The organism is Defluviimonas aquaemixtae (genome assembly GCF_900302475.1).
Taxonomy (GTDB): domain Bacteria; phylum Pseudomonadota; class Alphaproteobacteria; order Rhodobacterales; family Rhodobacteraceae; genus Albidovulum; species Albidovulum aquaemixtae.
This window is the reverse complement of sequence record NZ_OMOQ01000002.1, coordinates 259,707-286,540: the sequence shown is the minus strand read 5'-3', so window position 1 is coordinate 286,540 and position 26,834 is coordinate 259,707. Positions and strand designations below refer to the sequence as shown.

Genomic DNA, 26,834 nt, shown 5'->3' with positions numbered 1-26,834 from the left:
GCTAAAGGAACGGCAAGATTTCCCTGCGAAAAAAGCGCAAGGGACGAGGCAGATCGGCGAGAACGGCGGATTCATGTTCACGGTCGAGAGAAAGAAGACGGGCCTGACCGCGTCGCTGACCGTGATGGAGCTTATCTATCACAACACGGTCCGGGCGATCCGCAGGGGGCACCGCCACGCGCTTCTGGGACTTGTCATCAACATCCTGCAGACGGTGATCCTCGTCATCGTCTTCTACGTAATGTTCGATGTCCTGGGATTGCGCGGCAACGCTATCAGGGGCGACTTCGTGCTGTTCCTGTTCTCCGGCATCTTCCTCTACATGACCAACATCAAGGCGATGAGCGCCGTGATCGGGGCCGAGGGGCCGACTTCGGCGATGATGCTGCACGCGCCCATGAACACCGCAATCGCCATTGGATCGGCCGCACTTGCCTCGCTCTACATCCAGATTCTGTCAGTCGCAGTCGTGCTCGGCGTCTACCACATGGCCTTCACGCCGGTGGAGATCTATGACCCGGCCGGCGCGCTCGGCATGTTGCTCCTTGCCTGGCTGAACGGAGTGAGCGTCGGGATGGTCGTGTTGGCCATCAAGCCCTGGTGGCCGTCCTTCGTGGGTATCGCGCAGTCGCTCTACACGCGCGTCAACATGTTCGCGTCAGGCAAGATGTTCGTGGCCAACTCGATGACCTACACAATGGTCGCGATGTTCGACTGGAACCCGCTCTTTCACATCATTGACCAGGCGCGGGGTTACGCGTTCATCAACTACAACCCGTTCAAGACGTCCCTCGACTATCCGGTCTATGTCACCATCGGGCTTTTGATGCTGGGGCTGATGGGCGAGTATTACACTCGGAAACGCGTCTCGGTCAGCTGGACCGCCGGGCGCTAGTCCACCACCCTCAGCGTCAGGTTGATCCGCCCTCCCTTGGGCAAAAGCGTCGATGTGCCGGGCGCGATCCGGTCCACGCCGTGATAGGCCAACCGCGCCGCACCGCCCAGGATCACGACATCGCCCGATCTGAGCCAGATGCTTTCCGTGCGGCCACCGCGTTCGGTCCCGCCGACCCGGAACCGTGCGTCGTCGCCAAGGCTGATCGACAGGACCGGCCATGAGAAATCAGCCTCGTCGCGATCCTGGTGCAGCCCCATGCGCGCCGCGCCCGCATAGAAATTCACGAGACAGCAATCCGGGTCGCGACCAGGCCCGACTAGCTGCCGCCAGACGGCGAGCACGCTGTCGGGAACGGGCGGCCAGACCATCCCCTCGGGGTGCCGCTCGTCATAGCGGTAACCCCTGCGGTCCGTCACCCAGCCGTAACGACCGGCCGACGTCATCCTGACCGACATCGGCTTTCCCCAGGGCGTGACCGGCTGGACCAAGGGCGCGGCCGCGATGACGGTCCGGATATCGTCGACGAGCGCCGCTTGCTCCGCCCCGCTCAGGTAGCCGGGATAGAGCGCCACGCCGCGAATTGTCCCGGCCGGCTGCGGCTCGGCGCCGCTTTCATCGCTTTGAGACGATTTTTCCACAGGATTTCCCAGTTTTTCCCGCGATCGCGTGGCTTGCAGCACTCATGACCCCTCCTTATATAGCCCTCGAAGCAGGTCGGGACCGCCCGGCCGAAATCTTGGGATCGGGGCCAGGGGCCGCAATCGGACCTGACCCCATATCATCGCCGAAGGAAAGGTAACACATATGGCCAAAGTCATCGGAATCGACCTCGGGACCACGAACTCCTGCGTCGCCATCATGGACGGGTCGCAGCCGCGCGTCATCGAGAACTCCGAAGGCGCGCGCACGACGCCCTCCGTCGTCGGCTTCACCGACAGCGAGCGCCTTGTCGGCCAGCCGGCCAAGCGCCAGGCGGTCACGAACCCCACCAACACAGTCTTCGCGGTCAAGCGCCTTATCGGCCGCCGCATCACTGATGCCGAAGTCGAGAAGGACAAGAAGCTTGTCCCTTATCACATCATCGACGGCGGCAACGGCGACGCCTGGGTTGAAGTGAAGGGCGACAAGTACAGCCCTGCACAGATCTCTGCCGTGATCCTTCAGAAGATGAAGGAGACTGCCGAAAGCTATCTCGGCGAGAAGGTCGAGCAGGCTGTCATCACGGTTCCCGCCTACTTCAACGACGCTCAGCGTCAGGCCACCAAGGACGCCGGCAAGATCGCCGGCCTGGAAGTGCTGCGGATCATCAACGAACCGACCGCTGCGGCGCTCGCCTACGGCCTCGACAAGAAGGAATCGAAGACCATCGCGGTCTATGACCTCGGCGGCGGTACGTTCGACATCACCATCCTCGAGATCGACGACGGCCTCTTCGAGGTGAAGTCGACGAACGGCGACACGTTCCTCGGCGGCGAGGACTTCGACATGCGCATCGTGAACTACCTCGCCGAGGAGTTCAAAAAAGAGCATGGCGTCGACCTGACCGGCGACAAGATGGCGCTCCAGCGTCTGAAGGAGGCGGCTGAAAAGGCGAAGATCGAGCTGTCGTCCAGCCAGCAGACCGAAATCAACCAGCCGTTCATCTCGATGGACAAGTCCACGGGCACGCCCCTGCACATGGTCATGAAGCTGACGCGCGCCAAGCTCGAAAGCCTGGTTGCCGACCTCATCAAGCGCACGATGAAGCCCTGCGAGGCCGCGCTGAAGGATGCGGGCCTGTCGAAGGGTGACATCGACGAAGTGGTCCTCGTCGGCGGTATGACCCGGATGCCGAAGGTCATCCAGGAGGTCTCGGGCTTCTTCGGCAAGGAGCCGCACAAGGGCGTGAACCCGGATGAGGTCGTGGCGCTTGGTGCCGCGATCCAGGCCGGCGTTCTGCAGGGCGACGTGAAGGACGTGGTCCTTCTTGACGTGACCCCGCTGTCCCTGGGCATCGAGACACTCGGCGGCGTCTTCACCCGCCTCATCGACCGCAACACCACGATACCGACGAAGAAGGGCCAGATCTTCTCCACGGCCGAGGACAACCAGAACGCCGTGACGATCCGGGTCTTCCAGGGCGAGCGCGAAATGGCGGCCGACAACAAGCTTCTCGGCCAATTCAATCTGGAAGAGATCCCGCCCGCGCCGCGCGGCATGCCGCAGATCGAAGTGACATTCGATATCGACGCCAACGGCATCGTGCATGTCGGCGCCAAGGACAAGGGCACCGGCAAGGAGCAGAAGATCACGATCCAGGCCTCGGGCGGCCTCTCGGACGACGAGATCGAAAAGATGGTCCGCGACGCCGAGGCGAATGCTGAAGGCGACAAGCAACGCCGTGAGCTGGTGGAAGCGAAGAACCAGGCCGAAAGCCTCATCCACTCCACCAAGAAGGCGCTTGAGGAGCATGGCGACAAGGTCGACGGCTCCACGGTCGAAGTGATCGAGCTTGCCATCGGCGCGCTCGAGGAAGCGGTCAAGTCCGAAGACGCCGGCAAGATCAAGGGTGCCGTTCAGAACCTCACCGACGCGTCGATGAAGCTTGGCGAAGCCATCTACAAAGCCGAACAGGCAAAGGCCGCCCCGGCCGAGGAAGAGGAAGAGGGCCCTCGCGGCGTCGATGACGACATCGTGGATGCTGATTTCGAAGACCTCGGCGACGAGAAGAAGCGTAACTGACGCATCCGGAACTGATGGGCCGGCCTGACTTCGGTCGGGCCGGCCCGCGCGTTCCCCGAAAGGGCGAAGAATGGCGAAGCGCGACTTTTACGAGGTTCTGGGTGTCGCACGCGGTGCGTCCGCCGAAGAGATCAAAAAGGCCTATCGCAAGAAGGCCAAGGAGCTTCATCCCGACAGCAACAAGGACAATCCCAACGCCGAGGCCGGGTTCAAGGAAGTGAACGAGGCCTATGATGTGCTGAAGGACGACACGCGCAAGGCCGCCTACGACCGTTTCGGCCACGCAGCCTTCGAAGGCGGGATGGGCGGTGGCGGCCCGCGCGGCGGGCGTGGTGGCTACGGCCAGCAGGGAGATTTCGCCTCTGCGTTCTCGGACGTGTTTGAGGATCTGTTTGGCGATTTCATGGGCGGTCGTGGCGGTGGTCCCGGTCGCCAGCGTGCGCAGCGCGGCTCGGACCTGCGCTACAACCTGCGCGTCTCGCTTGAAGAGGCATTCACAGGCGCTCATAAATCGATCACCGTGCCGACCTCGGTGTCGTGCGCGGACTGCAGCGGCACCGGCGCCGCGGGCGGGGCCGAGCCGCAAAGCTGCCCAACCTGTTCGGGCATGGGTAAGGTGCGCGCCCAGCAGGGCTTCTTCACGGTCGAGCGGACCTGTCCGACCTGCAGCGGGCTCGGCCAGACGATCAAGAATCCCTGCAAGTCCTGCCACGGTGCGGGTCGGGTCGAAAAGGACCGCGCGTTGTCGGTCAATATCCCCGCCGGCGTCGAAACCGGAACCCGAATACGGCTCGCCGGTGAGGGCGAAGCAGGCATGCGCGGCGGGCCACCGGGCGATCTCTACATCTTCATCGAGGTGCACGAGCATCCGCTCTTTCAGCGCGACGGCGTAAACCTCTTCTGCCGCGTCCCCGTTGCGATGACCACCGCCGCGCTCGGCGGCGAGGTCGAGGTGCCGACGATCGACGGCGGGCGGAGCCGCGTGAAGGTCCCTTCGGGCGCCCAGACCGGCAAGCATATGCGGCTTCGCGGCAAGGGCATGCCGGCGCTCCGCGGTGGCGGGGTTGGCGACATGTTGATCGAGATCGCGGTCGAGACGCCGGTGAATCTGACCTCGCGCCAGAAGGAGCTTCTGCGCGAATTCGAACAGCTGAGCAAGGACAACAACCCCGAGGGTTCGTCGTTCTTCTCCAAGGTCCGGAGCTTCTGGGACGGCATGAAAGGGTAAGCTGCGGTCCCGGGCTCAATAGCCCGGATCGCCCGCTCCAGTGAACGGACGAAGCAGCGAACGCACGCAGCACAATCGACAGTCCGGAAATGCTCGCCAAAGGCAACCAGCCCGCTGCTCAAGCAACTTCAGGTCCATTCCACCGGGCCGCGTTAACCAATCCTTCACCCAGTGGCGCGAGGCTTGCGGCATGAGCCCGACTCGCGCCTTTCACGAAGCCCCGATGCCGCTCTTTCAGGGCGACGAAGCGACCGGGTCGGCGCTCCCGGTGGGCAAGGTCCCGTCCTACATCAAGGATCACCGGCAGCGCCTCCGCGCCCGCTTCATGGAAGGCGGCGCGGCGGCCATGCCGGACTACGAACTGCTTGAAATGGTGCTTTTCGCGGTCCCGCGGCAGGACACCAAGCCCATCGCCCGCGCCCTCATCGACACATTCGGCGATTTCGGCCGGGTGATCTCCGCACGCCCGGAACGGCTTCGCGCGGTCAACGGCGTGGGCGAGGCGGTCATCGTCCAGTTGAAGCTCGTCGAGGCGGCGGCACACCGGCTCGCGCGTGCGAAGGTGATGAACCGCGCGGTGCTGTCTTCATGGGCGCAGCTTCTCGACTACTGCCACACCTCGATGTCGCACCGGGAGACCGAGCAGTTTCGCATCCTCTATCTCGACCGCAAGAACGTGCTGATCGCCGACGAGGAGCAGGCCCGCGGCACGGTGGACCACGTGCCGGTCTATCCGCGCGAAGTCGTCAAACGTGCGCTGGAATTGAACGCCAGCGCGCTCATCCTCGTGCACAATCATCCCTCGGGCGATCCGACGCCGTCCGAGCAGGACATCGCCGTCACTGCCCAGATCCGCGAGGCGGCGGATGTGATGGGGATCGTGCTGCACGACCACCTTATCATCGGCAAGTCGCGCGAATTGAGCTTCCGCTCGGAAGGTTATGTCTGATCCGGCTCAGCGCGCCGACAATGCCACCGTTATCTCAGGCGCCGCCGACTGCGTCAGGTCCATCGCGATGAACTCGCCCTCTGCGCTGCAATCGGGCATCGCGAAGCTGAGGGTCGAAATCTCGGGTTCGGCGTCGGTGCGCGCGGTCAGCGTCTGCCCCGTAAGCGTGCGACCGCAGTTCTCGGCGCTCACTTCGGCCTCGAGCACGAGCGCGTCGAGTTTCGTGCCCGCGGGCGCGGTGTAGACCTCGGCAAGCATCGGGTGATCGATCTCGGCGTCGCCCAATGCGGTCAGGAATCCACCTTCTGACGTCGTCCGGTGGCGCGGGCTCTCTGCCGAAACGTGGCCCGCGTCACCGAAGCCCGCACCGTTTTCGTAGGCGTTGAGATGCAGATCGGCTGGGCCGTTCCATTGGACCGCGACCCGCGTCAGCGCGCCCAATCCGGTCACGGCTTGCTCCGCGCCGATGCCCTCACCGGATGCGAACCGCACCTCGACCCGCGCCGTGCTAGCCATCGCCGGTAATGTCAGTTCAAGTTCGCCGCCAAGATCGGTGGCGACCGCGAAGGTCAGGCCGGCATGGGAGATCGTCACGCGTTCATTCGGATAGCAGGATGCCGTCAAGTCCAGCTTCAGCATCGCGCGCGCGCCGGGTTCGAGCGTCATGACTGCGGGCGTGCAGGCGATGCCGAACACGCTGTAATTCGCGTCGGCGTCAGTCGCGGGACGCTCGTAACCCGAATCCAGTCCGTCCATCCGCGCGGCAAGCAGATCGGCCGATGCGAAGGCCCGCGGCTCGGTAGTAGGCAGGTCGGGCAGCATTTTGGCAGCGTGCTCGGACTTCATGGCGGCGATCAGAATTGCCGAGTTGAGCGTGGTGCCGGCAGTCTTGACGGCACTGGCAGCCATCGTCGCGACGGCATCGGTTTCGGGAGCCTTCGAAAAATTCGCCACGGGCGCAGGTTCAGGCACGGGCGCGCTCCGCGCGGCCTTCACCTCGCGGATACCCTCGAGCCGATCGCTGATGGCGTCGCCACTCTGCATGATATGGCCGGTCGCGGCCGCCAGGAAAAAAGTGGTGCCAACCATTACCGCTCTACGCTTTAACTGCATCGCTCTCTCCGCAAACATCCCACGTTAATGGATAGCGAAGGATCGGGGCATCTGCATGACCGAAGCATGACGATGACCTAGGGGAAAGCGGTGCAGCGACCTTCCCTGATATTGGGCAAATCAGGCCCGAAGACCCCATATGCTGAACGATTTCCTGCTGGCGAGCGGCTCGACGCCACAATTTTGCCACGAATCCGTCGGGGCACGGTTGGCGCCAGTCGGCGCGGTCCGCCTCAGGCGAGCCGGCCGTGGCAGTGCTTGAACTTGTTGCCCGATCCGCAGGGGCATGGGTCATTGCGCCCGGGATTGCCCCAGGTCGAGGAATCGGCTTCGTCAAATCCGTCGATCAGAGGCTTCTTTGCGACTACGGACTCGACCGGAGCGTTCAACGCTGCCTGACGCTCGGCGATCTGGCGCATCATCGCGGCCTGCTCCTCCTCGGTCATCGGCCGCACCTGCGCGAGTTTCTGCGTGACGTCGGAGCGCAGGCTGTTCAAGAGCGCCTCGAACAGCGTGAACGCTTCGCTCTTGTACTCCGACAGCGGGTCGCGCTGGGCGTATCCACGGAAGCCGATAACTGACCGCAGATGTTCCAGCGTTACGAGATGTTCGCGCCACTTGGCGTCGATCGTCTGCAGCAGGAACTGCTTCTCGATCTGCCGCATCGTATCGGGCCCGAACTGCTCCGCCTTTTCCGCCATATGCTTGTCTGAGGCGGAATAGAGCCTTTCACGAACCTCGTCCTGGTCCACGCCATCCTCTTTCGCCCAGTCAATTATCGGCAGATCGAGACCCAGCTTCTCCAGCACGGCGGCGTAGAGCCCTTCGATGTTCCACTGCTCGGCATAGCTCTTTGGCGGCAGGAACTCGTCCACCAAGTCGTCGATCACCTGATGGCGCATGTCCTGGACGATCTCTTCCAGATCGTCGGCCTCCATAATCTCCAGCCGCTGGCTGAAGATCACCTTGCGCTGGTCGTTCATCACGTCGTCGAACTTCAGAAGCTGCTTGCGCATGTCGAAGTTGCGGCCTTCGACTTTGGCCTGCGCGCGTTCGAGCGACTTGTTGACCCAGGGGTGGATGATCGCCTCGCCCTCTTTCATGCCGAGTGACGAGAGCACCTTTTCCAGCTTGTCAGACCCGAAGATCCGCATCAGGTCGTCCTCAAGGCTCAGGTAGAACGACGACCGCCCCGGATCGCCCTGCCGGCCCGATCGGCCGCGCAGCTGGTTGTCAATCCGCCGGCTTTCGTGACGTTCGGTGGCCAGCACAAAAAGTCCGCCCGCTTCAAGAACCTTGGTCTTCTCGTCGGCGTGCTGCGCCTCGATCTGCGCGCGCAGTTTGTCCGGATGCGCGTCGGGATCGGCGGCCAGCGCCTCCATGACCGTCATCTCGACATTGCCGCCAAGCTGGATGTCGGTCCCCCGGCCGGCCATGTTGGTCGCGATCGTAACGGCGCCCGGCTTGCCTGCATCGGCGACGATTTTCGCCTCCTTCTCGTGCTGGCGCGCGTTCAGGACGTTGTGCTCGATCTTCTCCTTCTGAAGCATCTCGCTCAGCATCTCGGATTTCTCGATCGAGGTCGTGCCGACGAGGATCGGCTGGCCCTTGTCGTTCGCCATCTTGATGCGGCGGACGATGGCGTCGTATTTCTCGCGCGCCGTGCGGTAGACCTGATCGTGGTCGTCCTTGCGGGCGATTGGCTTGTTCGTCGGCACCTCGACGACGCCGAGCCGGTAGATGTCGAAGAACTCCTCAGACTCGGTCGCGGCGGTGCCGGTCATGCCTGCGAGCTTTTCGTAAAGCCGGAAGTAGTTTTGGAAGGTCACGGAGGCGAGCGTCACGTTTTCCGGCTGGATAGTCACGCCTTCCTTCGCCTCGATCGCTTGGTGAAGCCCGTCGGACAGCCGCCTGCCCGGCATCATGCGTCCCGTGAACTCGTCGATCAGGATGATCTCGCCGTTCCGAACTATGTAGTGCTGGTCCTTCTGGAACATCTTATGCGCCCGAAGCGCCTGGGTCACGTGATGGACCACAGTCGTCGATTCCGGATCGTAGAGGGTTTGGCCCTCGGGCAGGATACCCGCCGCCAGGAGCCGCTGCTCCAGAAACTCGTTACCGGCTTCGGTAAAGGTCGCGTTGCGCTGCTTCTCGTCGAGCTTGACATGCTCCTCCTCGAGCTCAGGGATGAACTTGTCGAGCGTGACGTAAAGCTCCGACCGGTCTTCGCTGGGGCCGGAGATGATCAGCGGCGTTCGCGCTTCGTCGATCAGGATCGAATCGACCTCGTCGACGATTGCGAAGTAATGCCCGCGCTGCATCATGTCGTCGATCGTGTTGCGCATGTTGTCGCGCAGGTAGTCGAAGCCCAGCTCATTGTTGGTGGCGTAGGTGACGTCGGCCCGATAGGCCGCGCGCTTTTCCTCGGCCTCCTGGAACGGGTAGACGACGCCGACATTCAGGCCCAGCGCGTTGTAGACCTTGCCCATCCATTCCGCGTCGCGCTTGGCGAGGTAGTCGTTGACAGTGACGATATGGACGCCCCGACCCGTCAGGGCGTTGAGGTACGCCGGGAAGGTCGCGACCAGCGTCTTGCCCTCGCCCGTCTTCATTTCCGAGATGTTGCCCTGGTGCAGGAATATCCCGCCCATGAGTTGAACGTCGAAGGCGCGGAGCCCCAGCGCCCGCTTGGCCGCCTCGCGGCAATTGGCGAAGGCTTCCACCAGCACCGACTCAAGACTCTCGCCCTTCTGAACCCGCGTCGCGAGCTCTTCGGTCTTTTCCTTGATGCCCTCGTCGCTGAGGGTCTGGAACTCCGGCTCGAGCGTGTTGATCTTCTCTACCAGCGGGCGAACCGACTTGACCTTTCGGTCGTTCGGCGTGCCGAAGACCTTCTTCGCGATTGTTCCGAGGCCCAGCATGCTATCTCCGCGCGGGTTCGACTGATTGCGTCCGGGTGAAACGCGGCCTTGCCGCCATCTCGCCATCGGCCTAGATACGGCGACGGTAGCTGACGCGGCCCGGCCCATCCGGGACCCATCGCGATGTAAGGGGCCGCTGTCGGATAGTCAACGCTGCGCCGGAACGCGGCAATGAAGGGAGTCGTCACGATGCTGAAACCGCTCACCTGCCTTGGTGCCGCCGCGCTGTCGCTTGCGCTCACGGGACCGACCGCAGCCGAGGAACCGTCGGCGGATACCGTCGTGGCGACCGTAAATGGTACAGAGATCACGCTCGGCCACATGATCGCGCTCCGCGAGACTCTTCCGGCGCAGTATCAACAGCTCGAGGATCAGGTGCTGTTTGACGGGATTCTCGACCAGATCATTCAGCAGGCGGCGCTCGCCGAGACGCTCGAAGGCAGTCTGACCCGCCGCAACGAGATCATGATCGAGAATCAGCGCCGCGCCTATCTGGCCGGCGCCGCGCTCGATGCCGCCGCCGAGGCCGCGGTGAACGACGAGGCGGTGCAGAAGCTGTATGACGAGCGCTTCGCCGAGGTCGAGCCGGGAATGGAATACAACGCTGCCCACATCCTCGTGGAGACCGAGGACGAGGCCAACGCCATCAAGGCGGAGCTTGACGACGGCGCCGATTTCGCCGCGCTCGCCAAGGAAAGATCGACTGGCCCGTCAGGCCCCAATGGCGGCGATCTCGGCTGGTTCGGCCCCGGCATGATGGTGCAGCCGTTCGAAGAGGTCGTTGTCGCGATGGAGCCGGGACAGATCTCCGATCCGGTTGAAACGCAATTCGGCTGGCACGTGATCAAGCTGATCGAAACCCGCAATGCGACAGCGCCGGCGCTCGACGAGGTGCGCGAGGACCTCGCGGGAGAGCTGCGCGGCGCGGCGGTCGAGGCGCGGGTGACCGAACTCACCGATTCCGCCGAGGTCGTAAAATCGGTCGAAGGGATCGACCCGGCCGTCCTCAAGAACGTCGAGCTGATCGACGAGTAAATGCCGCCGTATCAGGGAGGGACAGCCCATGGCGAAGAACAAGTCCGACTGGAAGGCCGAAGCCAGAAAGTTGAAGGGCAAGGTCGAAAAGCTGCGCAAGAAGCTTGAGACCGATATTCTGCCCGTCGTCGAAGAGCGGATGGGCGCCGTCGCAGAGGCGATGGGCGATGCCGCGGACAGGGTCGTGACCGGGGTGAAGAAGAAGTTCAATCCCGTCTCGCCGCTTGCTCCGAAGGACGGCTTTCCGGCCCTGCCACGGATCGCGGGGGTAGACTTCGCCGCTGCGGCGGCCGGCGTGCGCTATGCCGGCCGCACCGACGTGATGCTCGTTCGGCTCGCTCCCGGCACGACCATCGCCGGAGCTTTCACCCGTTCGGCGACGCGGGCGGCATCGGTGCTCGATTGCGAGGCGAAGCTGAAGGCGAAGGCGGGTGAGCGGGACGGAGCCGCGATCCTCGTCAATTCCGGCAACGCGAACGCGTTCACGGGCGCGATGGGCCAGACCTCGGTCGATGCCGTGGCTAGTGCCGTCGCAGAGACGCTCGGTGTTCCCGTAACCCGGGTGTTCACTTCGTCCACCGGCGTCATCGGCGAACCAATGCCCCATGATCGTATCGTGGCGAAGCTCGACGAACTGAAGGGCGCGCTCGATGCCGGCGGGATCGAACAGGCGGCACATGCGATCATGACGACCGACACCTTCCCCAAGGGCTCGACGGCAGAGATCGCGGGCGAAGGCGGCAGGATTCGCATTGCGGGCATCGCCAAGGGGTCGGGCATGATCGCGCCGGACATGGCGACAATGCTGGTCTATATTTTCACCGACGCAGCGATCACCCAGCCGCATCTGCAGAAAATGCTCTCACGGCACCTCGGCACGACCTTCAACGCGATCACCGTCGACAGCGACACCTCGACCTCAGACGCGCTAATCCTCGCCGCGACGGGCAAGGCCCGCGCCAAACCGATCACAGACTTGCGCTCCAAGGTCGCGAAGGATTTCGAGGCGGCGCTGCACGACGTGATGCTCGACCTCGCCCATCAGGTCGTGCGCGATGGCGAAGGTGCCACAAAATTCGTTGAGGTTCGCGTCAAGGGCGCCGCCGACGCCGCCGATGCCCGTCGCGCCGCGCTTGCCATTGCCAACTCGCCGCTCGTCAAGACTGCGATCGCGGGCGAGGACGCGAATTGGGGCCGCGTCGTCATGGCGGTCGGCAAATCCGGCGCGAAGGCCGACCGCGACCGCCTGTCGATCCGCTTCGGCGAGCATCTTCTGGCTGCAAAGGGCTGGCGCAGCCCCGATTACAGCGAGGAGGCCGCCTCGGCCTACATGAAGAACGACGAACTTGTGATCGAGGTCGATCTGGGCATGGGTCGGGCCGCGCAATCGGTCTGGACCTGCGACCTCACGCATCGCTACATCGACATCAACGCCGACTATCGTTCGTGAAGCACGTCCTCGTCTCCGCTGTCGCGCTCATCGACGGCGATGGGCGAGTGCTGCTCGCCCGACGGCCCGAGGGCAAGTCCATGGCGGGCCTGTGGGAGTTTCCCGGAGGCAAGGTCGAGGATGGCGAAACGCCCGAGGCCGCGCTCATCCGCGAACTGCATGAAGAGCTCGGGATCGATACATGGCAAAGTTGTCTCGCGCCCCTGACGTTTGCGAGCCACGCCTACGAGGATTTCCACCTACTGATGCCGCTTTTCGCCTGCCGCCGCTGGCAGGGCTCGCCGCATCCGCGCGAGGGTCAGGAGCTGGCCTGGGTTCGCCCGAACGACCTGCGCAACTACCCGATGCCGCCTGCCGATCTGCCGCTGATTCCCGTTCTGCGCGACTGGTTGTAGATCTCGCCTGCCAAAAAACAATCATTAGTTGCAGCAACTTACGGCCGAGTCGGCGCAAGAAGGTCAAATGTTGTTTCCAAGAGACGGCGATTGTGGCAGTTATATGACACGTTCGATTTGCCTTCGGTTAATGATCGACAGCTAATCTCATAGCAGCCCGCAATTGGGGGACAAATCGCGATGCTGCGCACCATCACTCTCGGAAGTTGTGTGTCCGTTCAGGGAACATTTGAACGGCACCTCGGCAACGGGATGATCCTCGTCCGGGTGGGAAAACTGCTCTTCGCAGGGATCCCCGTTGCAAAGAAAGCCGCATGAAGTTCAAGCGGTTGGACCTAGCAAAATGAGTAAGGGGGCCCTCGGGGCCCCCTTTTCCTAGCTCAGCTTGCGCTCGACTTCCTCGCGCTCGAATATCTCGATGACATCGCCTTGCCGGATGTCCTCGTAGTTTTCAAAGGCCATGCCGCATTCCTGGCCGGACTGAACTTCTTTGACCTCGTCCTTGAAGCGCTTCAGCGTCTTCAGAGTGCCTTCGTGGATCACGACGTTATCGCGCAACAGGCGAACACCCGCCGACCTGCGCGCGATGCCCTCGGTGACGAGGCAGCCGGCAACCTTGCCGACTCCGGAAACCTTGAAGACTTCCTTGATCTCGGCGTAGCCGATGAAGTTTTCGCGGATCTCGGCCGAGAGAAGACCCGAGGCCGCGGCTCTCACGTCGTCCACGAGGTCGTATATGACCGAGTAGTATCGGATCTCGACGCCCTTCTGGTTGGCCGCCGCTCGCGCCGGTGCGTTCGCGCGGACGTTGAATCCGATGACCGGGGCCCCGCTGGCTTCGGCGAGGCCGATATCCGATTCCGTGATCGCGCCGACCCCGTAGTGAAGGACCCGAACACGGACCTCTTCATTGCCGATCTTTTCCATCGCCTGGATGATCGCCTCGGCCGAGCCCTGAACGTCAGCCTTGACCAGGATCGGCAGTTCCGCAACGCTCTCGTCCTCTTTGGCCTTGGCCATGAGCTGTTCAAGCGTGGTCGCCGCACCGGCCGCCGCGCGCTTGTCCTTCGCCGCCTGCTCACGGTAGTCCGCGATCTCGCGCGCCTGCGCCTCGGTTTCGACGACGTTCAGGACGTCGCCCGCCTCGGGCGTGCCGTTCAGGCCCAGAACCTCGACCGGAACCGACGGCCCGGCTTCGTCCACCCGGTCGCCCTTGTCGTTGATCAGCGCGCGGACCTTGCCCCACTGTTCGCCGACGACGAAGATGTCGCCCTGCCTCAGTGTACCGTTCTGCACGAGAACCGTCGCCACGGGGCCGCGGCCTACGTCGAGCTTGGCTTCGATCACGGCGCCCATCGCAGCCCGTTCGGGATTGGACTTCAGCTCCAGGATCTCCGCCTGAAGCGCGATCGCCTCCAGAAGCTGGTCGAGCCCCTGGCCGGTCGTGGCCGAGACCTCGACGTCCTGCACGTCGCCCGACAGCGCCTCGACAACAACCTCGTGCTGCAGAAGGTCGGTCCTGACCTTCTGCGCATCGGCCGCGGGCTTGTCGATCTTGTTGATTGCGACGATCATCGGAACACCGGCAGCCTTGGCGTGGTTGATTGCCTCGATCGTCTGCGGCATGACCGCATCATCGGCGGCCACGACCAGAACGACGATATCGGTGACCTGCGCCCCACGGGCGCGCATCGAGGTGAAGGCCGCGTGGCCCGGCGTGTCGAGGAAGGTCAGGATCGCCCCGGATTCCGTCTTCACCTGGTAGGCGCCGATATGTTGGGTGATGCCGCCGGCTTCGCCCGAGACGACATTCGTCTTGCGGATCGCGTCCAGAAGCGACGTCTTGCCGTGGTCAACATGGCCCATGATCGTGATGATCGGCGGACGCGACTGCAAATCCTCGTCCTTGTCCTCGATCGAGTCGATGACCTGTTCCACGTCGGCATCGGAAACGCGCACGGCCTTGTGTCCGAATTCCTCGATGATCAGTTCGGCGGTATCGGCGTCGATGGGCTGGTTCATGTTGACCATCATGCCCATCTTCATCAGCGACTTGACGACGTCGGCGGCGCGCTCGGCCATGCGATTGGCAAGCTCCTGCACCACAATCGTCTCGGGCAGCTGGACGTCGCGCACCTGCTTCTCGGCGCGGACCGTCTGGCCCAGCGCCTTCTGACGTGCACGCTCTTGCTTGCGCTTCATCGCGGCGAGCGAACGCTGGCGCCCGCCTTCGCCCGATAGCGCCTCACTGAGCGTCAGTTTGCCTGACCTGCGGCCCTCGTCGCGACCGCCCTTGCCGCGGCTGTCGCGGTCGCCACCGCGGTTGTCGCGCTCACGGTCGGTCTTGCGCGGCCCGGTGGACGAGACGCCTTTGGTCTCGGCGCGGGCCGCGGCGGCCTCGGCCGCGGCGGGATCCATCGGAGCGGCCTTCTCGGCCGGCTTCTTGATTTCTTCCTTGCGCGCGGCGCGGGTTTCGGCCTCTTCGGCCTTGCGGGCGTCCTCCTCGGCCTTCGCCTTAAGCGCTTCCTCGCGCTCGCGATCCTCGCGCTCCTTCGCCTCGGCCTCGGCCCGGCGGCGTTCGCGCTCTTCTTCGCGCTTGCGCTCCTCGTCGGCGCGCATTTCGGCCTCTTCGGTCTCGCGCGCCTTGGCAGCCTGAAGCGCCTTCAGCCGGCGCTCCATCTCGGCGTCCGAGATGCCGGCCGGACGGCGCGACGGGTCGCCCGCGCCGCCGCCGGACCCGCCGGAGGTAGCCGGTGCGGAACCCGGCTTGGGCACGACGACGCGCTTGCGCTTCGTCTCGACCACGACGTTCTTGGTGCGGCCATGGCTGAAGCTCTGCTTCACCTGACCGGACCGCCCACCGAGTCCGAGGGTCTTTTTGCCGTCTGTTTCGCTCATGCCGGTCTCAAATCCTTCTCGGCGGACGATCCGCCGTCAACTTTCCGCAAGCCCGCAAGCTTTGCCGCTTCCTCTACAACACGTGTGGAGAGTCCGCCAGCCGCAAGCGCGCCGTGTACCACACTATCCCGACCAAAGGCCAGCCCAAGCTCCGAAGAGGTCAGACAGCCGAACCATCGCCCCCCTTCGGGCGTCCAGAGCTTGCCCTTGCCGCGCTCGGATCCGTCGGAAGCCTGCAGGAGGACCTTCGCCCTTCCTTCTGCCAGCCAGCCTTTCACCTTCTCGAAACCCGCGACGGCAAGTCCTGCCTTGCGTGCCAGAGAGATAAGGTCCACCACCCGCCGCGCCAACCCGACCTCGACGGTCTCCGCAAGGCCCTCGGGCACCGTGATCTGTGCCTTGGCCGCGCGGGCGAACAGGCCCTTTTTGCCGGCCTTCTCGATTACGTCCCGATCGGCCGTGACCCACATCCCGCGCCCGGGAAGCTTGTTGGCCAGGTCGGGCACCACCTGACCCCCGGGCGACACCACGAAGCGGATGAGACCGGCCTTGGGCTGCACGTCACCCGTGACGATGCAACGCCGCTCGGGCTCATCCCTTCCCTTATGGCGTCCCCCTCGAGTCATATGCGGCACCTCCGAGGCCCATATCAGGCCTCGGCCTCCTGCTCTTCGCCGGCCTCGGCCTCTTCGGCCTCCGCCTCAAGCTCGGCCGGATCGACCCAACCCAGCTGGATGCGCGCGGTCATGACGAGGTGCTGCGCCTCCTCGAGACTCATGTCGAACTTCTCGAGAATGCCGTCGTCTTTCACGCGTTCGCCGTTCACCGTGGTCCAGCCGCCCGCCAGTTCCCAGTCGGCGCAGGTCGCGAAATCCTCGATCGTCTTCACGTCGTCGTTGGCGAGCGCCTCGATCATCTGCGGCGTCAGGCCTTCGAAGTTGATCAGGCTGTCCTCCGCACCCAGCGCGCGGGCGTTCTCGATCGCCTTGCGGTTCTGCTCCTCGATCACGTCGCGGGCGCGGGCCTGAAGCTCGGCCGCCGTGCCCTCGTCCACGCCCTCGATCGTCAGCAGCTCGTCCATCTCGACATAGGCCACCTCCTCGAGGGTCGTGAACCCTTCCGACACCAGAAGCTGGGCAAAGAACTCGTCGAGGTCGAGGCTGTCCATGAACAGCTTCGTGCGCTCGGCGAACTCTGCCTGCCGGCGCTGGCTCTCCTCTTCCTCGGTCAGGATGTCGATGTCGAGCCCGGTGAGCTGCGAGGCAAGCCGCACGTTCTGGCCGCGCCGTCCGATGGCGAGCGAAAGCTGCTCGTCGGGCACCACGACTTCGATCTTGCCAGCCTCTTCGTCGATGACGACCTTCGCGACCTCCGCAGGCTGTAGCGCATTCACCAGGAACGTCGCCTGATCCTCGTTCCAGGGAATGATGTCGATCTTTTCGCCCTGAAGCTCGTTCACCACCGCCTGTACGCGCGACCCGCGCATACCGACGCAGGCACCCACCGGGTCGATCGAGCCGTCATAGGAAATCACGCCGATCTTGGCGCGCGAACCAGGATCGCGGGCCACGGCCTTGATCTCGATAATGCCGTCGTAGATCTCCGGCACCTCCATCTTGAAGAGCTCGGCCATGAACTGCGGATCGGTGCGGGACAGGAAGACCTGCGGCCCCCGCGCCTCGCGCCGGACATCCTTGATGAAACAGCGGATACGGTCGTTCGGGCGATAGCTCTCGCGGCCGATCTTCTCATTCCGGCGCAGGATGCCCTCGCCACGGCCGATATCGACGATGATGTTACCGTATTCCTCGCGCTTGACGATCCCGTTGATGATCGTGCCCGCGCGGTCCTTGAATTCCTCATACTGCCGGTCGCGTTCGGCCTCGCGCACCTTCTGCAGGATGACCTGCTTGGCCGACTGCGCTGCGATCCGGCCGAGATCGACGGGCGGCACCTCGTCCACGATCGTGTCGCCGATCTTCGGGTCGTCGAGATACTGCTTGGCCTGCGCGACCGTCAGCTCTGCCTGGTAGTTCTCCAACTCCTCGTCCTCGACGACGGTGCGCACGCGGGTGAAAGCCGCGCGGCCGGTTTTGCGGTCGATCGCGACGCGAATATCCATCTCGGCGCCGTAGCGCGACTTCGCCGCGCGGGCGAGGCTTTCTTCCATCGCTTCGATGACCAGCTCCGGGTCAATCATCTTCTCGCGCGCAACCGCCTCGGCGGTTTGCAAAAGCTCAAGCTGGTTGGCAGAGGTTATAGCCATTCATTCCTCCTCGGAACTTTCTTCTTCGATGTCATCAAATGCGGCTTCGTCAACCTTCTCGGTCGCTTTCTTCTGCCGCAGCATTTCCGTGATCAGCTCGTCGGTCAGAACAAGCTTGGCGTCGGCGAGCCAGTCGAACTTCAGCCCGATCGTGCCCTCATCGATCTCGACCAGCACCTCGTCGCCCTCGGTCCCGGCGACCAGGCCCTTGAACCGCTTGCGGCCCTCGATCAGCTCCGAGGTCTCGATCTTCGCCTCGTAGCCCTTCCAGGCGTCGAAATCCTTAAACCGCGTCAATGGCCGGTCGATGCCGGGCGAGGAGACCTCGAGGTTGTAAGCATCCTCGATCGGATCCTCGACGTCCAAAAGCGCCGAAACTGCGACCGAGATCTTTCCGCAATCGGCGACGTCGATCCCCCCATCGGGCTTGTCCGCCATGATCTGCAAGGTCTTGGTGTTGCCGCCCATCAGCCGGATACGCACAAGCTCGAACCCCAGGCCTTCGATGGTCGGGGTCACGATCTCGGCCAGGCGCCGGTCGATGGCGGTTTTCGCGATCAGGTCAGTCATTGGTTCAGACAACAAAAAAAGCGGGCCCTGCGGCCCGCCGATCTTCTCCGGTGGGCTGCGAGTTTGGACCCCGCAGCGCCGCTGTTGAGGCGGATATAGGCGAAGGCGGACGAGTCTGCAAGCGCCGAGTATGGGGCTAGAGCGACTTCGCCTCCGACATACCTCTGGTTGGGGGGGGGATTCAAGAAACCGCTAAATATATGAAAAATGACTCGACTCTGAAAATGGCGCGTGGAATCAATAAGGCGCCCGCAGCGTCATCTGCGAGCGCCTAACTGCCGCAAAGGGCAGCGTGCTTTAGACACACCGTGACTTTCACGGAAAGCAATGCTCCCGTCAAGTTGATTGCGGCTGAAAGTCGCCACCCTCCCTTGCGGAGGGTGGCAAACCGCAACGTGCAAGAAAAGGAGCACGCGATGTTCTACTACATTTACAAGGATGTTTCCGGTTATTGGCGCTGGACGCTCTATGCCGCCAACAATCGGAAGATCGCCAACTCAGGCGAAGGCTACCATAACAAAGCCGACGCGCTTTCCGCGATCAACCTCGTGAAGGGGTCGGGAAGCGCACCCATCCGGGAGGCCGCCGCCGCGTAGCAGCCAGCAGCGCCGCACAACATCGCGGCGCTGCTGTGAAATCCGGGTTAAGATTTCCCTAACAGAAATCTCGCACGCGCACGGAATCAATGTGTTAACCCGGATTTCACGCGTGAAAACTCAACCTTTCACCCGCGCATTCCGGGTCGCGATCAGCTTCAGCCGGAGCGCGTTCAGCCGGATGAAACCCTCGGCGTCCTTCTGGTCGTAGGCACCCGCATCCTCCTCGAAGGTGACGTGCTTCTCCGAGTAAAGCGAATGCTCCGACCACCGCGCGACGGTCCGCGCCGAGCCTTTGAAAAGCTTCACCCGAACGGTCCCGGAAACGTGTTCCTGAGATTTGTCGATCAGGGCCTGCAGCATCTCCCGCTCAGGCGAGAACCAGAACCCATTATAGATCAGCTCCGCATAGCGCGGCATGATCGAATCCTTCAAATGCCCCGCCCCGCTATCGAGCGTGATCTGCTCGATCCCGCGATGGGCCTCCAGAAGCACCGTCCCGCCCGGCGTCTCGTAGATGCCGCGGGATTTCATGCCGACGAACCGGTTTTCCACCAGATCGAGCCGCCCCACGCCATGCTTGCCGCCGAGTTCGTTGAGCAGCGTCAGGATCTCAGACGGGCCCATCGCCTCGCCATCGATCGCGACCGCGTCGCCTTTCTCGAAGGTGATCTCCACCATCTCAGGCTTATCCGGCGCTTCCTCCGGATGGACCGTGCGCTGATAGACGTAGTCGGGCGCCTCATCGGCGGGATTTTCCAGCACCTTGCCCTCGGACGAGGTGTGAAGAAGGTTCGCATCGACCGAGAACGGCGCCTCGCCGCGCTTGTCCTTGGCGATCGGGATCTGGTTCGCTTCTGCGAATTCCAGCAGCTTCGTCCGGCTCGTCAGCGTCCATTCCCGCCAGGGCGCAATCACCTTGATATTTGGATTGAGCGCGTAGGCCGACAGTTCGAACCGCACCTGGTCATTGCCCTTGCCGGTCGCCCCGTGGGCAACCGCATCGGCCCCAGTCTCCGCCGCGATCTCTACCAGCCGCTTCGAAATGAGCGGCCGCGCGATGGAGGTGCCCAGGAGGTAGAGCCCCTCGTAGAGCGCGTTCGCGCGGAACATCGGGAAGACGAAGTCGCGCACGAATTCCTCGCGCACGTCCTCAATGTAGATGTTCTCCGGCTTGATCCCTAGCAACTCAGCTTTTTTGCGCGCCGGATCCAACTCCTCGCCCTGTCCGAGATCGGCGGTAAAGGTCACGACCTCGCAACGATATTCCGTCTGAAGCCATTTTAGGATGATCGACGTGTCGAGGCCGCCGGAATAGGCGAGGACGACTTTCTTCGGCGCGGACATGGGCGGCTCCATCGGTCGGGGCAATCGCGCCGCGATTAGCGAAGTTTGCGCCGCAGGGCAAGCAACGCCGGGTGCGTCGCTTGACAGGGGGACGCGTTCGTGGCCGAAGGACGGCCAACACGGCCCGGAGGATACTTATGAGCAGTTTTGCGGATCATGCGCGGCGCGCGACCGAGGCCCTGCGCGACCTCTTCCCGCCGACACCTCTTCAGCGCAACGACCATCTGTCCGCTCGCTACGATGCCGAAATCTGGCTGAAGCGCGAGGATCTGACGCCGGTGCGCAGCTACAAGCTTCGCGGCGCCTTCACCGCGATGCGCAGGGTCCTGTCCGAAGACCCAGTGCATGGTCACTTTGTCTGCGCGAGCGCCGGGAACCACGCGCAGGGTATGGCCTTTGCCTGCCGCCATTTCGGCGTCCGGGGCACGGTCTTCATGCCCGTCACTACACCCCAGCAGAAGATCGAAAAGACCAGCGTCTTCGGCGGCGACAGAATCGAGATCCGGCTGACGGGCGACTATTTCGATCAGACTCTCGCGGCTGCTCAGGCCTTCTGCACCGAGGCGGACGCGCATTTCCTATCGCCCTTCGACGATCCCGACGTGATCCTGGGGCAGGCGAGTGTCGCGATCGAGTTTCTCGACCAACTTGGCCGGACCCCCGATCTCGTCGTTTTGCCGGTGGGGGGTGGCGGTCTCGCGGCTGGAGTCACCGGCGTCATGCAGGAGCTGTCGCCTGAAACCGACTTTCGCTACGTCGAGCCTTTAGGCGGGGCAAGCCTTGCCGCAGCGCTTGCGACCGGGACGCCGGTGACGCTTCGGCAGATCAATAGTTTCGTCGATGGCGCCGCAGTCGCGCGGATCGGGACCGAGCCGTTCGCGCGGCTCCGCCACGTCACAGCGGACAAGCTTCTGTCCGCGCCCGAAGACCGGATCTGCATCACCATGCTCGAGATGCTGAACGGCGAAGGGATCGTTCTTGAGCCTGCGGGCGCGCTCTCCGTCGATGCGCTGCCCTCGCTTGTCGATACAATTCGGGAAAGGACGGTGGTCTGCGTCACTTCCGGCGGCAATTTCGATTTCGAGCGGCTTCCGGAAGTCAAGGAGCGTGCCCAGCGTTTTGCCGGCCTAAAGAAGTACTTCATCCTGCGGATGCCGCAAAGGCCCGGTGCGCTGCGCGAATTCCTGACGATGCTCGGTCCCGAAGACGATATCGCACGCTTCGAGTACTTGAAGAAATCGGCGCGCAACTTCGGGTCGGTCCTGATCGGGATCGAAACCCGGGAAGCGGAGAACTTCACCGACCTGAAGCGCAAGCTCGACCAGGCGGCCTTCACCTACCGCGACATCACCGATGACGAGGCCCTGTCCGACTTTCTGATCTGACCAATCCCGCCGTCACGCGGCTGAATGGATCTGGATGCCTCGACCGGCGAGGCCCTCAAAGAACATCGTCTTGGAGGCGAAGTAGCAGCTCACGATCCCGGCGATATCGACCTTGTCGCCCTGACCCATCACGGTGCGCCTTTCGCCATCCTGGCACAACGCGCCAAACTCGGCGAATCCGAGGTTCCATGCTCCACCCTTGAGAAAATGAAGGTCGGATTCATACTGCGCAGGTCTTGGAGCGGTCTTGAGGCGCATCACCATTTCCTCGACCTCGTCGAGGAAAAGCTCAACAATTTCGGCGAAACCCTCGGGCCCGATCTCGGACTGCAGTTCCTCCACGCGCTTCCAGTCGATCATTGTGCCCTCCGCCCCCTACGCCTGACCATCATGCGAAACGGTAACTCTCGGGGCTTTCCACTCCGTTAACGGGTGTGGCGTGGCGGAACGGCCAAACGTTCAACGCTTCTTAACCGGGCGGCGGTTAGCACTGCTGCATATCCGGGAGTTCCCGCGGAAGGTTTAGATGTTGGCATCCGTACAGATCGTCGACGCTCAAGCAGCGTCGGGCGCCGCGCCGCGGGCTGTCCGGTGTGTCATGGTCGTCGACGACAGTCGCGTGCAACGCAAGATCCTGAGCTCTCAACTTGCCCGCTCCGGTCTCCAAGTTGTCGAAGCTGGGAGCGCGGAGGAAGCGCTGGACATCTGCCGGGATCGGATACCGGATCTTGTCATCTCGGACTGGATGATGCCTGGGATGACTGGGATCGAGTTTTGCCAAGCGCTTCGGGAGTTCAACAACCAGAACTACGTCTATTTTATCCTGCTGACATCGAAGTCGGAAGCTGCCGAGATCGCCCGCGGGCTCGATGGAGGGGCGGATGACTTTCTGACCAAGCCGGTCAACGGCGATGAGCTTCGTGCCAGAATCGCGGCCGGCGAACGCATCCTGCGGATGGAACGCGAGTTGACCGACAAGAACCGGCTGCTTTCCTCGACGCTGACAGAACTTCAGTCTCTTTACGATTCGCTCGACCGTGACCTGATGGAGGCGAAGAAGCTGCAGCAAAGCCTGGTGCGCGAACGGCACCACGATTTCGGCTGCGCTGAGGTTAGCCTGCTTCTCAGGCCGTCGGGCCATGTCGGTGGCGATCTCGTGGGTTTTTTTCCCATCGGCGCCGGGCGCGTCGGTTTGTTCTCGATCGACGTTTCGGGCCATGGCGTCGCCTCGGCGCTCATGACAGCGCGACTAGCGGGGTTCCTGTCAGGCAGCTCACCGGAACAGAACCTGGCCCTTATGCTCACGGCTGCCGGCGGCTACGATGGACGCGAACCCGCCGAGTTGGCGCTGCAACTCAATCGGCTCGTCCTGAAGGAGATGCAGACCGAAAGCTACTTCACTCTGGCATATGCCGACGTCGATCTGACCTCAGGCCGTGTCGCAATGGTGCAGGCCGGCCACCCGCATCCGGCAGTTCAGCGCGCAGGGGGCACGGTGGAGTTTCTTGGGCAGGGCGGAATGCCTATCGGACTTATCGATGCGGCGGTCTACGACAGCTTCGAGGTCCAGCTTCACCCGGGAGATCGGCTGTTTCTCATGTCGGACGGCGTCACCGAAGCGGAAGACGAAGGCGGTGCGCAACTCGGAGAAGACGGCCTTGCAGGCCTCATGGCGCGCGCATCTGCAATGCGCGGGTCAAGCTTTCTGGAGGCAATAGTCTGGCATCTCGGCGAGTTCGCCGGCGCGGAGTTCACCGACGACGTCTCGGGCGTATTTTTTGAGTATCACGGACCGGACAGACGCTCCTTCATAGACGCCGCGCCGCCCAGCGCATGAAATGCCGATCACCCGCGTTGCCCAGGATGCCGGGGGCATCGATGGCCGTGCACCAGATCGCGGTGTGACCCGCTTCCTTTGGCGGTCCGTGCGGACGGACGGGGCGCGCCAGGTAGATCGAGCAAAGCTTTTCGGCCCACTTGTCGTATTCGGGCATGTAGGCAAACCGCCTGAACGCGCCAATCCGGACCGGATCGGCGATCGACCAGCCGGTTTCCTCTCGCACCTCGCGATGCAGGGCGTGGATTGGTGATTCCCCGGGATCGATCCCGCCACCCGGAAGCTGGAATTCCGGCTCGGGCTCTGCCTGGTGGGTCAGGAGAACGTCGCGCCCCGTCACCAGGATCGCGTAGACCCCATGGCGTATACCATAACGCTGGCCGCGCACGAGCGGTTCACCGAATCGCCTGATCATCGCCTTCCCATTGGCCGCCCTGTTGTCGTCCCTATATTGAGGCGGTATGGCAGTGCGCGAGCCACAAGGAAACCCCATGACAAGCCTGACCAAGATTGCCTGGGACGATACCGTCTTGCCTTTTCAGCTTGACCGCTCCGACATTCGCGGTCGGGTCGCGCGGCTTGACGGGCTGTTGGACCGCATCCTGACGCAACACCGCTATCCATTCGTGGTCGAAGCGCTGGTCGCCGAAGCAGCGCTTCTGACAGCGCTAATCGGCCAGACCATCAAGCTTCGCTGGAAGCTGTCACTACAAATTCGCGGCGACGGGCCGGTGCGCATCATCGCGACCGATTACTACGCGCCGGACACGAGAGGCGACACAGCGCAGATTCGCGCCTGGGCGTCGTACGACACTGATCGTGTCGACCCGGGCGGACCAGGCTTCACGCAGATCGGCTCGGGCTACTTCGCGATTCTTGTCGATCAGGGCGCCGGGACCGTCCCCTATCAAGGGATCACACCCCTGTCTGGCGGTTCGCTGTCGGCTTGTGCAGAGACCTATTTCGCTCAATCCGAACAGCTCCCGACCCGGTTCGCGCTCTCGTTCGGACGGTCGCGTACACCCGGCGAGGACGAAAGCTGGCGCGCGGGCGGTGTGATGCTTCAGCATATGCCGAAGGCCTCCGGGCCGATCGCCAGGGACGGCGGCAGCGGAGAGGGCGGGCTGCTCGCGGCCGAGGATATTCTCGACGGCACCGAAGGCGAGAACTGGAGTAGAGCCAACCTCCTGCTCGATACGGTCGAGGAAATTGAGTTGATCGGACCGCAGATTGCGCCAACCGACCTTCTCGTCCGGCTCTTTCACGAGGAAACGCCGCGCGTTTTCGACGCTCAATCAGTGCAGTTCGGATGCTCATGCTCAGCCGACAAGGTTCGTCAGAGCCTGTCGATCTATTCGGCGAAAGATATCGGCCACATGACAACGAACGAGGGGATCGTCACCGCCGACTGCCAGTTCTGCGGCGCGCACTATGAGTTCGATCCGGACACGCTCGGATTCGAGGCCGAAAAGTCCGAAGACGACAATGGCTGACCCGATCGAGGATGTGGTCCGGGCCCTGGCGCGGCCGGGGCGGGAGACATCCGATTTCGATCTAAATCCGGGGATCGTTTTGCCAGCCGGCCGCGTACTGCGGCCGGCCGCCGTTCTCGTTCCACTCATCGGCGGGCCGCGCGGGTTGGAGGTGATCCTGACCAAGCGCTCCTCGCGGCTGAAGCATCACCCTGGCCAGATCGCCTTTCCCGGCGGCAAGGTCGACGAAACGGATGCCAACGGGATCGCGGCCGCGCTTCGCGAAACGCACGAAGAGATCGGCCTGCCCGAGGACAACGTCGAAATTCTCGGAACCATGGCGCCGCACGAGACGGTTACCGGTTTTACCATCTCGCCTGTTCTGGGCCGAGTTAGAGCCAAATTCGAGGCGCGCGCCGAAGCCGGCGAGGTTGATGAGGTCTTCGCCGTGCCACTGTCCCATGTCACCGATGCCACGAAGTTCGCCATCGAACGGCGGCGCTGGCGCGGCGAATGGCGACGCTACTATGTCGTGCCCTATGGCCCCTACTACATTTGGGGCGCGACCGCGCGTATCCTCAGGGCACTGGCGGACCGGATGGCGTAATGCGCATCGAAGGTGACTGGATCAGGGCAGCTGGGGTGCAAGAGATATTGCGCCTACTTACCGACGCAGGGCATCAGGCTTATCTGGTCGGCGGCTGCGTACGAAACGACCTGATCGGCCAACCCGTCGCCGACATCGACATAGCGACCGACGCGCGGCCGGAACGCGTTCTGCAGCTTGCGGAGCGGGCGGGGATTCGCGCCGTACCAACGGGCGTCGACCATGGCACGGTAACACTCGTTGCGGAGGGAGAGCCGCATGAAGTGACGACCTTCCGGCGCGACGTCGAAACCGATGGGCGCCGCGCCAAGGTCGTCTTTTCGACCGATATCGCCGAAGACGCGGCACGTCGGGATTTCACTATGAACGCGCTCTACGCGGATGCAGGCGGCGAGGTCGTCGATCCTTTGGGCGGCCTTGCCGATCTGACCGCCCGGCGCGTACGGTTTGTCGGCGATGCGGATGCGCGCATTCGCGAGGACTTTCTGCGCATCCTCCGCTTCTTCCGCTTTCACGCCTGGTACGGCGACCCCGAGGCGGGAATGGACGCCGACGCCTTGGCGGCCTGCGCTTCGAATGCTGATGGAATAGAGACGTTATCCCGCGAACGGATCGGACATGAAATGCGCCGCCTGCTCGGTGCGCCCGATCCGGCACCTGCCGTCGCCGCGATGCAGGCATTGGGCATCCTGGCCCGCCTGCTCCCCGGGGCCGAGGGGCGCGCTCTGGCACCGTTGATTGCGCTCGAGGCAGGGATGGCGCCGGATTGGGTCCGAAGGCTCGCGGTGCTTGGTGGCCAAGGGCGTTGTGATGCGCTCCGCTTGTCGCGGGACGAAGCGCGACGGCTTGACCTTCTTTCGGAAGCGATCGGATCGACGGCGGCACCTGCGGAGCTCGCCTACCACCATGGACCCGAGATTGCCCGCGATGCCTTGCTTTCGCGCGCGGCCGTTCTCGGCACCGCGCTACCCGAGGATTGGTCGCGCGAAGTCGGGCGTGGGGCATCCGCACGCTTTCCCGTGTCAGCAGCCGATTTGATGCCCGAATACAGCGGACCTGCGCTAGGCGCCCGGTTGAAGGAGCTTGAGGCGCGATGGGTCGCGTCGGGGTTCCGATTGTCACGGGAACAATTGCTCACTTGAATGC

23 protein-coding genes are annotated in these 26,834 nt (G+C 63.4%); 13 read left to right on the top strand and 10 right to left on the bottom strand.

The genetic code is table 11. The annotated features are described in order from the left end of the window. Positions 1-73 precede the first annotated feature (73 nt). Positions 74-895, top strand: coding sequence for an ABC transporter permease (locus DEA8626_RS13160; RefSeq protein WP_108853698.1), 822 nt, complete (start codon positions 74-76; stop codon positions 893-895). Here the strand turns inward: DEA8626_RS13160 and DEA8626_RS13155 are convergent. After that, positions 892-1,536, bottom strand: a complete 645-nt coding sequence (locus DEA8626_RS13155) for an alpha-ketoglutarate-dependent dioxygenase AlkB family protein (RefSeq protein WP_108853697.1) — start codon at positions 1,534-1,536, stop codon at positions 892-894. The two genes, DEA8626_RS13160 and DEA8626_RS13155, sit on opposite strands and share 4 nt — an antisense overlap. Positions 1,537-1,702: 166 nt before the next feature. On the opposite strand from DEA8626_RS13155, the gene dnaK reads away from it, so the two are divergent. From dnaK to radC, 3 genes are all read left to right on the top strand, one after another. Beyond that, complete coding sequence (dnaK, locus tag DEA8626_RS13150; RefSeq protein ID WP_108853696.1) at positions 1,703-3,619, top strand: molecular chaperone DnaK; 1,917 nt, start codon at positions 1,703-1,705, stop codon at positions 3,617-3,619. A 70-nt stretch (positions 3,620-3,689) separates the two neighbouring features. Next, positions 3,690-4,847, top strand: a complete 1,158-nt coding sequence (gene dnaJ, locus DEA8626_RS13145) for a molecular chaperone DnaJ (RefSeq protein ID WP_108853695.1) — start codon at positions 3,690-3,692, stop codon at positions 4,845-4,847. Positions 4,848-5,037: 190 nt separating this feature from the next. Continuing rightward, complete coding sequence (gene radC / locus DEA8626_RS13140; RefSeq protein ID WP_108853694.1) at positions 5,038-5,796, top strand: RadC family protein; 759 nt, start codon at positions 5,038-5,040, stop codon at positions 5,794-5,796. A 6-nt stretch (positions 5,797-5,802) separates the two neighbouring features. Here the strand turns inward: radC and DEA8626_RS13135 are convergent, their stop codons facing one another. Both DEA8626_RS13135 and secA read right to left on the bottom strand, forming a co-directional pair. Further along, positions 5,803-6,909 carry a hypothetical protein gene (locus tag DEA8626_RS13135; RefSeq protein ID WP_146188869.1) on the bottom strand — a complete coding sequence of 369 codons (1,107 nt, stop codon included), beginning with the start codon at positions 6,907-6,909 and terminating at the stop codon, positions 5,803-5,805. Positions 6,910-7,142: 233 nt separating this feature from the next. After that, on the bottom strand, positions 7,143-9,830 hold the full coding sequence (gene secA, locus DEA8626_RS13130) for a preprotein translocase subunit SecA (protein WP_108853692.1): 2,688 nt from the start codon (positions 9,828-9,830) through the stop codon (positions 7,143-7,145). A gap of 171 nt (positions 9,831-10,001) precedes the next feature. Between secA and DEA8626_RS13125 the strand changes: the two genes are divergently transcribed. From DEA8626_RS13125 to mutT, 3 genes are read left to right on the top strand one after another with little or no spacing between them, the layout of a single operon-like run. Further along, positions 10,002-10,865, top strand: coding sequence for a peptidylprolyl isomerase (locus DEA8626_RS13125; RefSeq protein WP_245890860.1), 864 nt, complete (start codon positions 10,002-10,004; stop codon positions 10,863-10,865). Between the two features lie 28 nt (positions 10,866-10,893). After that, positions 10,894-12,315 (top strand): bifunctional glutamate N-acetyltransferase/amino-acid acetyltransferase ArgJ, encoded by a 1,422-nt coding sequence (argJ, locus tag DEA8626_RS13120; protein WP_108853691.1) that lies wholly within the window; start codon positions 10,894-10,896, stop codon positions 12,313-12,315. Continuing rightward, a complete protein-coding gene (gene mutT, locus DEA8626_RS13115; protein ID WP_108853690.1) occupies positions 12,312-12,710 on the top strand; it encodes an 8-oxo-dGTP diphosphatase MutT in 399 nt (132 codons plus the stop codon). The genes argJ and mutT overlap by 4 nt, the downstream gene beginning before the upstream one ends. Positions 12,711-13,085: 375 nt before the next feature. Here mutT and infB read toward each other — a convergent pair whose 3' ends face one another. From infB to rimP, 4 genes are read right to left on the bottom strand one after another with little or no spacing between them, the layout of a single operon-like run. Next, positions 13,086-15,608 (bottom strand): translation initiation factor IF-2, encoded by a 2,523-nt coding sequence (infB, locus tag DEA8626_RS13110; RefSeq protein WP_108853689.1) that lies wholly within the window; start codon positions 15,606-15,608, stop codon positions 13,086-13,088. Next, complete coding sequence (locus tag DEA8626_RS13105) at positions 15,605-16,234, bottom strand: RNA-binding protein (RefSeq protein ID WP_108853688.1); 630 nt, start codon at positions 16,232-16,234, stop codon at positions 15,605-15,607. Before DEA8626_RS13105 ends, infB begins: the two co-directional genes overlap by 4 nt. Positions 16,235-16,257: 23 nt before the next feature. Further along, the gene (nusA, locus tag DEA8626_RS13100) at positions 16,258-17,874 is read right to left on the bottom strand and encodes a transcription termination factor NusA (protein WP_108853687.1); all 1,617 of its coding nucleotides are present in this window, start codon (positions 17,872-17,874) and stop codon (positions 16,258-16,260) included. Beyond that, on the bottom strand, positions 17,875-18,444 hold the full coding sequence (rimP, locus tag DEA8626_RS13095) for a ribosome maturation factor RimP (RefSeq protein WP_108853686.1): 570 nt from the start codon (positions 18,442-18,444) through the stop codon (positions 17,875-17,877). 416 nt (positions 18,445-18,860) lie between these two features. Here rimP and DEA8626_RS13090 point away from each other — a divergent pair, with 416 nt between their 5' ends. Next, complete coding sequence (locus tag DEA8626_RS13090) at positions 18,861-19,040, top strand: YegP family protein (RefSeq protein ID WP_108854049.1); 180 nt, start codon at positions 18,861-18,863, stop codon at positions 19,038-19,040. 120 nt (positions 19,041-19,160) lie between these two features. On the opposite strand, the gene DEA8626_RS13085 is transcribed toward DEA8626_RS13090, so the two are convergent. Next, positions 19,161-20,387 carry an argininosuccinate synthase gene (locus DEA8626_RS13085; RefSeq protein ID WP_108853685.1) on the bottom strand — a complete coding sequence of 409 codons (1,227 nt, stop codon included), beginning with the start codon at positions 20,385-20,387 and terminating at the stop codon, positions 19,161-19,163. A 137-nt stretch (positions 20,388-20,524) separates the two neighbouring features. Here DEA8626_RS13085 and ilvA point away from each other — a divergent pair, with 137 nt between their 5' ends. After that, entirely contained in the window at positions 20,525-21,772 is a 1,248-nt protein-coding gene (gene ilvA, locus DEA8626_RS13080; protein ID WP_108853684.1) for a threonine ammonia-lyase IlvA, read from the top strand. A 12-nt stretch (positions 21,773-21,784) separates the two neighbouring features. On the opposite strand, the gene DEA8626_RS13075 is transcribed toward ilvA, so the two are convergent. Continuing rightward, positions 21,785-22,132, bottom strand: a complete 348-nt coding sequence (locus tag DEA8626_RS13075; RefSeq protein WP_108853683.1) for an Hpt domain-containing protein — start codon at positions 22,130-22,132, stop codon at positions 21,785-21,787. 166 nt (positions 22,133-22,298) lie between these two features. Here DEA8626_RS13075 and DEA8626_RS13070 point away from each other — a divergent pair, with 166 nt between their 5' ends. Beyond that, positions 22,299-23,609 (top strand): PP2C family protein-serine/threonine phosphatase, encoded by a 1,311-nt coding sequence (locus tag DEA8626_RS13070; RefSeq protein WP_108853682.1) that lies wholly within the window; start codon positions 22,299-22,301, stop codon positions 23,607-23,609. Here DEA8626_RS13070 and DEA8626_RS13065 read toward each other — a convergent pair. Beyond that, the gene (locus DEA8626_RS13065) at positions 23,581-24,024 is read right to left on the bottom strand and encodes an NUDIX domain-containing protein (RefSeq protein ID WP_108853681.1); all 444 of its coding nucleotides are present in this window, start codon (positions 24,022-24,024) and stop codon (positions 23,581-23,583) included. The two genes, DEA8626_RS13070 and DEA8626_RS13065, sit on opposite strands and share 29 nt — an antisense overlap. Before the next feature lie 76 nt (positions 24,025-24,100). Between DEA8626_RS13065 and hslO the strand changes: the two genes are divergently transcribed. Genes hslO through DEA8626_RS13050 form a run of 3 tightly spaced genes read left to right on the top strand, consistent with a single transcriptional unit; the run spans position 24,101 to position 26,830 of the window. Then, positions 24,101-25,102 (top strand): Hsp33 family molecular chaperone HslO, encoded by a 1,002-nt coding sequence (gene hslO, locus DEA8626_RS13060; RefSeq protein WP_108853680.1) that lies wholly within the window; start codon positions 24,101-24,103, stop codon positions 25,100-25,102. Beyond that, entirely contained in the window at positions 25,095-25,688 is a 594-nt protein-coding gene (locus DEA8626_RS13055) for a CoA pyrophosphatase (protein ID WP_108853679.1), read from the top strand. Before hslO ends, DEA8626_RS13055 begins: the two co-directional genes overlap by 8 nt. Beyond that, entirely contained in the window at positions 25,688-26,830 is a 1,143-nt protein-coding gene (locus DEA8626_RS13050; protein WP_108853678.1) for a CCA tRNA nucleotidyltransferase, read from the top strand. The genes DEA8626_RS13055 and DEA8626_RS13050 overlap by 1 nt, the downstream gene beginning before the upstream one ends. The last annotated feature ends 4 nt before the right edge of the window (positions 26,831-26,834 follow it).